Source organism: Stenotrophomonas sp. 05L44_2 (genome assembly GCF_056665995.1).
On the sequence record NZ_JBFTNR010000127.1, the window covers coordinates 1 to 7,383 of the forward strand.

Annotated in this window: 8 protein-coding genes; 4 read left to right on the top strand and 4 right to left on the bottom strand. The window is 65.4% G+C overall.

Going from position 1 to position 7,383, the window contains the following annotated elements:
• A partial coding sequence (locus tag AC1VAN_RS06410) for an NAD(P)H-dependent oxidoreductase (RefSeq protein ID WP_480985485.1) occupies positions 1-721 on the top strand: 721 nt, incomplete at its 5' end.
• 392 nt (positions 722-1,113) lie between these two features.
• Entirely contained in the window at positions 1,114-1,614 is a 501-nt protein-coding gene (locus tag AC1VAN_RS06415; RefSeq protein WP_025874910.1) for a helix-turn-helix transcriptional regulator, read from the top strand.
• 21 nt (positions 1,615-1,635) lie between these two features.
• Here the strand turns inward: AC1VAN_RS06415 and AC1VAN_RS06420 are convergent, their stop codons facing one another.
• On the bottom strand, positions 1,636-2,712 hold the full coding sequence (locus tag AC1VAN_RS06420) for an MBL fold metallo-hydrolase (RefSeq protein ID WP_480985486.1): 1,077 nt from the start codon (positions 2,710-2,712) through the stop codon (positions 1,636-1,638).
• Positions 2,713-2,815: 103 nt separating this feature from the next.
• Here AC1VAN_RS06420 and AC1VAN_RS06425 point away from each other — a divergent pair, with 103 nt between their 5' ends.
• On the top strand, positions 2,816-3,427 hold the full coding sequence (locus tag AC1VAN_RS06425) for a TetR/AcrR family transcriptional regulator (protein WP_442252010.1): 612 nt from the start codon (positions 2,816-2,818) through the stop codon (positions 3,425-3,427).
• Positions 3,428-3,442: 15 nt separating this feature from the next.
• Here AC1VAN_RS06425 and AC1VAN_RS06430 read toward each other — a convergent pair whose 3' ends face one another.
• Positions 3,443-4,075 (bottom strand): TetR/AcrR family transcriptional regulator, encoded by a 633-nt coding sequence (locus AC1VAN_RS06430; RefSeq protein WP_025874904.1) that lies wholly within the window; start codon positions 4,073-4,075, stop codon positions 3,443-3,445.
• A 102-nt stretch (positions 4,076-4,177) separates the two neighbouring features.
• On the opposite strand from AC1VAN_RS06430, the gene AC1VAN_RS06435 reads away from it, so the two are divergent.
• Positions 4,178-4,837: an O-methyltransferase gene (locus AC1VAN_RS06435; protein ID WP_032951763.1), complete on the top strand. Its 660-nt coding sequence runs from the start codon at positions 4,178-4,180 to the stop codon at positions 4,835-4,837.
• Positions 4,838-4,844: 7 nt separating this feature from the next.
• On the opposite strand, the gene AC1VAN_RS06440 is transcribed toward AC1VAN_RS06435, so the two are convergent.
• Together AC1VAN_RS06440 and AC1VAN_RS06445 are read right to left on the bottom strand one after the other, a co-directional pair.
• On the bottom strand, positions 4,845-6,785 hold the full coding sequence (locus AC1VAN_RS06440; RefSeq protein ID WP_442252014.1) for an EAL domain-containing protein: 1,941 nt from the start codon (positions 6,783-6,785) through the stop codon (positions 4,845-4,847).
• A gap of 104 nt (positions 6,786-6,889) precedes the next feature.
• A partial coding sequence (locus AC1VAN_RS06445) for an SDR family NAD(P)-dependent oxidoreductase (RefSeq protein WP_480985487.1) occupies positions 6,890-7,383 on the bottom strand: 494 nt, incomplete at its 5' end.

The window sequence follows — 7,383 nt, forward strand, 5'->3', positions numbered from 1 at the left end:
CCTGCAACGCGGCGGCCACACCGTGCAGGTGTCCGACCTGCATGCCATGCAATGGAAGGCGCAGATCGATGCCGACGATCATCCCGGGCGGGATCCTTCGGTGCCGTTCCACGCGTCACTGGATTCGCGCGACGCCTTCAGGACGGGCCGGCAGAGCGCCGACATCGCCGCCGAGCAGGAAAAACTGCGCTGGGCCGACGCGGTGATCCTGCAGTTCCCGCTGTGGTGGTTCTCGATGCCGGCCATCCTGAAGGGTTGGGTGGATCGCGTGTATGCCTATGGTTTTGCCTATGGCGTGGGCGAACATTCCGACCGGCATTGGGGCGACCGCTATGGCGAGGGCGCGATGTCCGGCAAGCGCGCGATGCTGGTGGTCACCACCGGTGGTTGGGAGTCGCATTACGGTCCGCGCGGCATCAATGGGCCGATCGACGATGTGCTGTTCCCGATCCAGCACGGCATCCTGTTCTATCCCGGCTTTGACGTGCTGCCCGCGCATGTGATCTACCGCAGCAGCCGTATCGATGAGGCGTCCTTGCCTGGCGTGCTGGAGGGGCTGGGCGCGCGGCTGGATGGGTTGGCAGGCGATCCGGTGATTGCCTACCGGCGGCAGAACGGTGGTGATTATCTGATCCCTGCACTGAGCCTGCGGCCTGAGTTGGCCGAGGGTGAGGCAGGGTTGGGAGTTCACCTGCAGGAACAGGTGCAGCCGGATCACTGACGCGGATGGCTCTGGACCCATGGCGGAGAGGCTGTAGGGTCGAAGCGACTGATCGCACCACCAAGGGTTGTCACTTGACAACCCTTGCGATCGCATCCAGACTCCGAGGGAAAGGAATGCCCCGTTCGCGCCATCCGGACAAAGACATTGAAGCTGCCCTCCGTTTCGCCGAGTCGCGTGGATGGTGGCTGCGGATCGGCGGCAGTCATGCCTGGGGACGAATGTACTGTCCCTACAACGACAAGGACTGCCGATGCGGGGAATTCTGCGTGGTGAGCGTATGGAGCACGCCCCGGAATGCCTTGAACCATGCGCGGGCCTTGTGTCGCGTTGTCGAGAACTGCAGCCGTGAGCGATGACGCAGTCGCCATCCTCCCAAGGACACATCGATGATGGAATTCACCTTCATTCTCAAATACCGTCTGCCGGATACAGGTACCGATGCTGGCTCGCTTGAGCAACGCCTTGCCGATGCCGGCTGTGATGATGCGCTGCTGGGCATTGGCAGGCCGGGCAGGTTGGCGCTTGAATTCTGCCGTCAGGCGGCCAGCGCCCGGGAGGCCGTACTTTCCGCGCTTGCAGATGTACGACAAGCCGTACCCGATGCAGAGCTGATCGAAGTCAGTCCCGATCTGGTTGGGCTGACGGATGTCGCTGATCTGCTGGGCATGTCACGACAGAACATGCGCAAGTTGCTGCTCGCGCACCCGCAGACGTTTCCGGCACCGGTGCACGAAGGCAGYGCGTCGATCTGGCATCTGGCCGATATTCTTTCGTGGATGCAGGCGCGCGGCAGCCAGAAGGTCAGCAGCGAGCTGGCGGAGCTCGCTGCTGCGGCGCTGCAGATCAATGTGGCGAAGGAACAGGAACGGCTGGTTCAGCATCCCGGCTGAGGGTCGCTGCGCGACAGGCCGTTACAGTTGCACACGCTCCCACCAGCGCGTACCAGCGGTCGGTGATTGCATGTCCAGTGCCTCGCCCATCATCGGCGTGGCCACCGGCACGTTCTTTGCGGCAGCCAATGCGCAGATGCGTTCGAACGGTTGCTGCCACTCGTGCAGGGCCAGGTCGAAGGTGCCGTTGTGGATCGGCAGCAGCCACTTGCCACGCAGGTCCAGGTGCGCCTGCAGGGTCTGTTCGGGCTGCATGTGCACGAATGCCCACCGTTGATCGTAGGCACCGGTTTCGATCATCGTCAGGTCGAACGGACCGTACTTCTCGCCGATGGCCTTGAAGCCGTCGAAGTAGCCGGTGTCGCCGCTGAAGAAGATACGGAAGTTGCCGTCCTGGATCACCCACGACGCCCACAGGCTGCGATCGCTGTCACCCAGGCCGCGGCCGGAGAAATGCTGGCCGGGGGTTGCGGTCAGGCGCAGGCCAGAGGCTTCGGTGGACTGCCACCAGTCCAGTTGCTCGACCTTGGCTGCATCCACGCCCCAGGCAATCAGCTGGTCGCCCACACCCAGCGGTGCGATGAAGCGCGCGGTCTTGCCGGCCAGCTTCATTACTGCCGCGTAGTCGAGGTGGTCGTAGTGGTYGTGCGAGAGGATGACACCGGCGATCGGCGGCAGTTCGTCGATGCTGATCGGCGGCGCATGGAAGCGCGCCGGGCCCATCCATTGCACCGGTGAGGCGCGTTCGGAGAACACCGGATCGGTCAGCCAGTACTGGCCGCGCAGCTTCAGCAGGATCGTCGAATGCCCCAGCCGGAACAGGCTGCGGTCGGGCGCCGCGTCCAGGGTGCCGCGGTCCAGCGCCTGCACCGGGATGGGGTGGTCGGGCACGGTGCCCTTGGGCTTGTTGAACAGGAAGGTCCACCAGATCTCCAGGCCATCACGCAGGCCCATTGCCGGTTTCGGCAGGGCATTGCGGAACTTGCCTTCGCGGTACTGCGGCGATTCGGGGAAGTCGGGGAGGGACCAGGATTTGCAGAAGGTATAAGCGGTCACGGCGAGGATTCCGAGCAGGAGGACAAGGAGCAGGCGCTTCATGGGTGACGTCCGCAGGGTACACTGCACAGTGTAGTTTCCGGATTTCAGAAAGTACACTGCTGGGTGTAAAATGGTGGCATCCGTTCAGCTGTCTGGTTCCGCCATGCCCCGTACCCCGCAACGCCTTACCGACCGCAAGCGCGAGGCCATCGTCCGCGCGGCGGTGGAAGAGTTCCGTTCGGCCGGCTACGAGGCGACCAGCATGGACCGCATCGCGGCGGTGGCTGGTGTCTCCAAGCGCACCGTCTACAACCACTTCCCGAGCAAGGAAGAACTGTTCGCGCTGATCCTGGAAGAGCTGTGGCAGAGCAGCGTGGCCAGCGTCGAGCTGCCGTACCGCGCCGACCAGCCGCTGGATGTGCAACTGCTGCAGCTGCTGCGGCAGAAGCTGGACCTGCTGGGTGATGCCAACTTCATCGACCTGGCACGGGTGGCCATGGCCGAGATCATCCATTCGCCCGAGCGTGCGCAGGCGATCGTCTGCCGCATGGGCGAGAAGGAGAGCGGCGTCAGCGCGTGGATCCGTGCGGCGATTGCCGATGGGCGGCTGCGCCAGGTCGATCCGGAATTCGCCGGCCATCAGCTGCAGGGCCTGGTGAAGAGCTTCGCGTTCTGGCCGCAGGTGACGATGGGCCAGGCGCCGCTGGGACAGGCCGAACGCACGCGCGTGGCCGAGTCGGCGGTGGCGATGTTCCTGGGCTTCTACGCGGTGTAAGCCGGCGGCTGCACGTCAGTGCGCGCCCAGCTGCCTGAGATAGGCGCAGAACATATCCGCGACCGCATCGGCATAGACGCGCATCTCGGCGGCAGTGCGCGGTTCACTGGAAAATTCGCGACCGGTGGCACCCAGCGTGGTATCGATCAGATCCACCGCCAGCTGGCGCGTGCCCGCCGAGGCCTGCGGCAGCAGCTCGGCCATGAACACGAGCATCGCTTCGTCGGTCTCGCTGCGTGCTTCCTGCGCTTCCGGCGCATCGCGGTACAGCGGCGCGGCATCGTTCAACGCGCCACGGGTCTGCGCTTCTTCGCATTCCGACACGATGAAGGCATGCACCAACGTGCGCAGGCGCTGCAGGTGCGGTTGTCGTGTGTCCTGCAGGATGTCGCGCAGCATCGCGCCGGTCTGCTGCCACTCGTCGCGCTGCAGGCGGAACAGGATCGCCGCCTTGTTGGGAAAGTACTGGTACAGCGAGCCGACGCTGACGCCAGCGCGTTCGGCCACCCGCGCGGTGGTGAACCGGGGGGCGCCTTCGTGCTTCAGAACCTGAGCAGCGGCTTCGAGAATGGCCGCGACCAGGTCGTTCGATCGTGACTGGCGAGGCTGTTTTCTCGAGGAAATCTGCGGCGGACGACGTTCGGACATGAGGCTTTTCCAATGCGAATAGGCGGAACCGGGGATCGTCCGTATTCTTGATTGCGACGAATCATTCGCATTCTAACGCCGTCATCGAAAGGAACACCCGCCATGTCCACCCTGATCTCAACCCCGGTCGCGCCCCTGCTGGCACGCCTGTTTACCGAAGCCGACAGCGCGCTCAGCCCGGCCTTGACCTCCGTCTCCCCCGAAGAACGGCAGCGCCTGCTGGGCAGCCGCACCGAATACCGGCGCCTGTATGGCGAGCTGCTGAAGGACCTGTGGCTGCCGGTGTCGCCGGAAACCGGCCGCCTGCTGTACCTGCTGGCGCGCAGCAGTGGCGCGCGCAGCATCGTTGAGTTCGGTACGTCGTTCGGCATCTCCAGCATCCATCTGGCTGCGGCGTTGCGTGACAACGGCGGCGGCCGCCTGATCACCACCGAGTTCGAACCGGAGAAGGCGCGCCGTGCCGCCGGCCACCTGCGTGAAGCAGGCCTGGACGATCTGGTCGAGATCCGCGTGGGCGACGCACTGGAGACCCTGGCGGTGGACCTGCCCGATACGATCGATCTGGTGCTGCTCGATGGTGCCAAGGTGCTGTACGACGATGTGCTGGAGCTGCTGCACGAGCGGCTGCGCCCGGGCGCAGTGGTGATCGCCGACAACGCCGACGACAGCCCGCGCTACCAGCAGCGCATGCGCTCGGGCAATGCAGGCTATCTGTCCGTGCCCTTCGCCGACGATGTGGAGCTGTCGATGCGGCTGGCCTGAAGGCCGCTCAGGCCAGCTGCCGGAACTGCTCCGGTGGCAGGGCCCGTGCATACAGATAGCCCTGGCCCACATCCACCCCCAGCGCACGCAGCAGCTGCTCCTGCGCCGGGGTCTCGGTGCCTTCGGCAACGACGATGGCACCGCAGCGGTGGGCTACTTCCACGATGAAGCGGACGATGGACTGCGACTTGGCATCGGAGAGCGTGGCGATCAATGCCCGCTCGATCTTGACCTCGGCCACCGACAGCTGCGACAGCAGGATCAGGGTCGAATAGCCGGCGCCGAAGTCGTCCAGTGACAGGCTCATGCCAGCGGCCAGCAGAACGACGACGTTGGCATCGACGACGTCGCGCTCGACGATTTCGGTCCATTCGACGATCTCCAGCCGCAGCATCGCGCCGGGTATGCGCTGCTGCTCCAGCAAGGTGCACAGGCGTGCGCCGAAACCGGGTTGGCGCAGCGATTCGGCGGACACGTTCACTGCGATCGTCAGCGTATGCCCATCATCCCTGCAGTGGCCAAGGAAGGCGGTGGCTGCCTGCAGCGTGGCCCATTCCAGTTCGGCCAGGCGTCCGCGACGGCGCAGCAGCGAAACCACCCGCATCGGTGCAATCAGGTGGCCATCGCCATCGCGCATCCGCAGCAGCGCCTCGGCGCCGACCAGGTGGCGGTCCTGCAGGCGGAACTTGGGCTGGTAGTACAGTGGTGCATCGGCGTGCTGCAGCCAGTGGTCCAGCGCGGTCTCGATCAGGGCATCCACTTCGCTGTCGCGCTGGATCGGATCATCGAAGAACACCACACCGGACTCGATCGCGTTCAAGGCCAGGGTGACCGCGCGGAACGGGATGGAGCTGTCGTCCTGCGTGGGCTGCTGCAGCTCGACCACCGCGCAGCGGAACACCGGGCGGAAGCCCGGCCAGTCATCGCCGATCACCGTGGACAGGCGGTCGGCCAACGCAGGCAGTTCGGTATCCGCGCGGAGATCGGCAAGGCTAGCATCCAGCAGCAGGATCGCCAGCGCGCTGTCACCGAACTGATAGATCTCCATCGCATCGGTCGGTCGCGCATGCAGCAGGGTGCGGCGCACGGCCTCGGCGTTGTGCGGGTTCCACAGGCCACTGTCATTGAGCGGGCCATAGCGCAGCAGCAGGTCCTGCAGGTTGCCCATCTCGGTCACGATCAGGCACGCGTTGCCGCGGTCGTCGCTGCTGCGCCAATGACGCTGCAGACGCTCGTCGAGGGCGCGCAGGTTGGGCAGGCCGCTCACCGGGTCGATGCGCATCCACGCATGTTCGCGTTGGCGCTGGGCATCGATCTGCGCATCGTTGTAGACCAGCGCGAATACGGCCACCAGCACCAGCAGTGACACCGGCAGGGCCAGCACGCGCTGGGTGGCCAGTTCCAGCAGGGGCAGCTGCGCGCTGCCGATGATCGCCACGCCCAACACCAGCCCGATCAAGGTCACTGCGATGCGCACCGCCCAGGCCTGCAGGATCAACCGCAGCGAGAAGTGGGTGAGCATGCGCGGGTATATCCGCCCGCGCAGCCAGATGCCTGCCAGCACCTGCAGCGCCGCTTCCAGGCTGGCGGGCAGGAAATACTGCGTGCCGGAGAACTGGTAGCGCGCCAGCAGGCTGGCCAGCAGGCAGGTCACGCCGCCGCGCCAGCCGCCCAGCAGACCGCTGATCAGCAGGATGTCGATGCCGAGGTTGAGTTTGACCACGCCCTGCGCGTAGCCGGCCACGAACCATGAATTGAACAGGTAGATCAGGCCGAGGATCGCGCCGATGTAGACGCGGCGTCCTTCCATGGCATGGCCGCCGCGGCGGGTGGCGATCAGGAACACGCCGATCATGCCGATCACCGCAGTGGCCTGCAGCAGGTACAGCGGCAGGCTGGGCAGGGCGCTGTCCAGAACCCGGGTCGAGAGCCTCGATAGCGCATCGATAGCCATAGCCGGTCCTGTGTGCGGCCAACTGCCAGTAGACGCAGAGTAAACCACGGCCGCGTGTACGGCCAAACCGGGGCTGCCAGTGTGTGCTGAGCGCTGGTCTAGTAACGCGGATCGGCGATCGCGGGCAGCACCAGCTCGCGCACGAAGCTGGACGGTGACAGCTGCAGCAGGGCGCGCACCATCGACACCACGTCGTGCACCGGCACGTACTCGCCATTGCCGCGTGCGGCCGCCTGCTGCAGCGGCACCGACAGTGCATCTTCGGTATTGAGGTAGCCCAGCTGCAGCGTCGTCACGGCCAGCCGCTGCTGGCGGAAGCCTTCGCGCAGGGCATCGGCAATGCCGTTGAGCGCGAACTTGGACGCGCCGAAGGCCACCTCGGGGCGGCCACTGCGTGGCAGTGCCGAGGTCGAGCCGGTCAACACAAGTTGCGGGCGGCGCCCGCCGAGCACGCGCGGCAGCAGCTGCTTGAGCAGCAGCAGGGTGGCGGTGATGTTGACGTCCACCAGCTGCGCCAGCGCGCTGTCACTTTCGTTGAGGAAATCGTAGTCGTCACTGAATGCGGTCTCCTCCCAGATGCCAAGGTTATGGA

What these genes read in the sequence shown, in the direction of transcription:
- AC1VAN_RS06425 (WP_442252010.1), top strand. Translation starts at nt 2,816, where the DNA reads ATGCCCCGTACCCCGCAACGCCTTACCGACCGCAAGCGCGAGGCCATC.
- AC1VAN_RS06430 (WP_025874904.1), bottom strand. Translation starts at nt 4,075, where the DNA reads ATGTCCGAACGTCGTCCGCCGCAGATTTCCTCGAGAAAACAGCCTCGC.
- AC1VAN_RS06435 (WP_032951763.1), top strand. Translation starts at nt 4,178, where the DNA reads ATGTCCACCCTGATCTCAACCCCGGTCGCGCCCCTGCTGGCACGCCTG.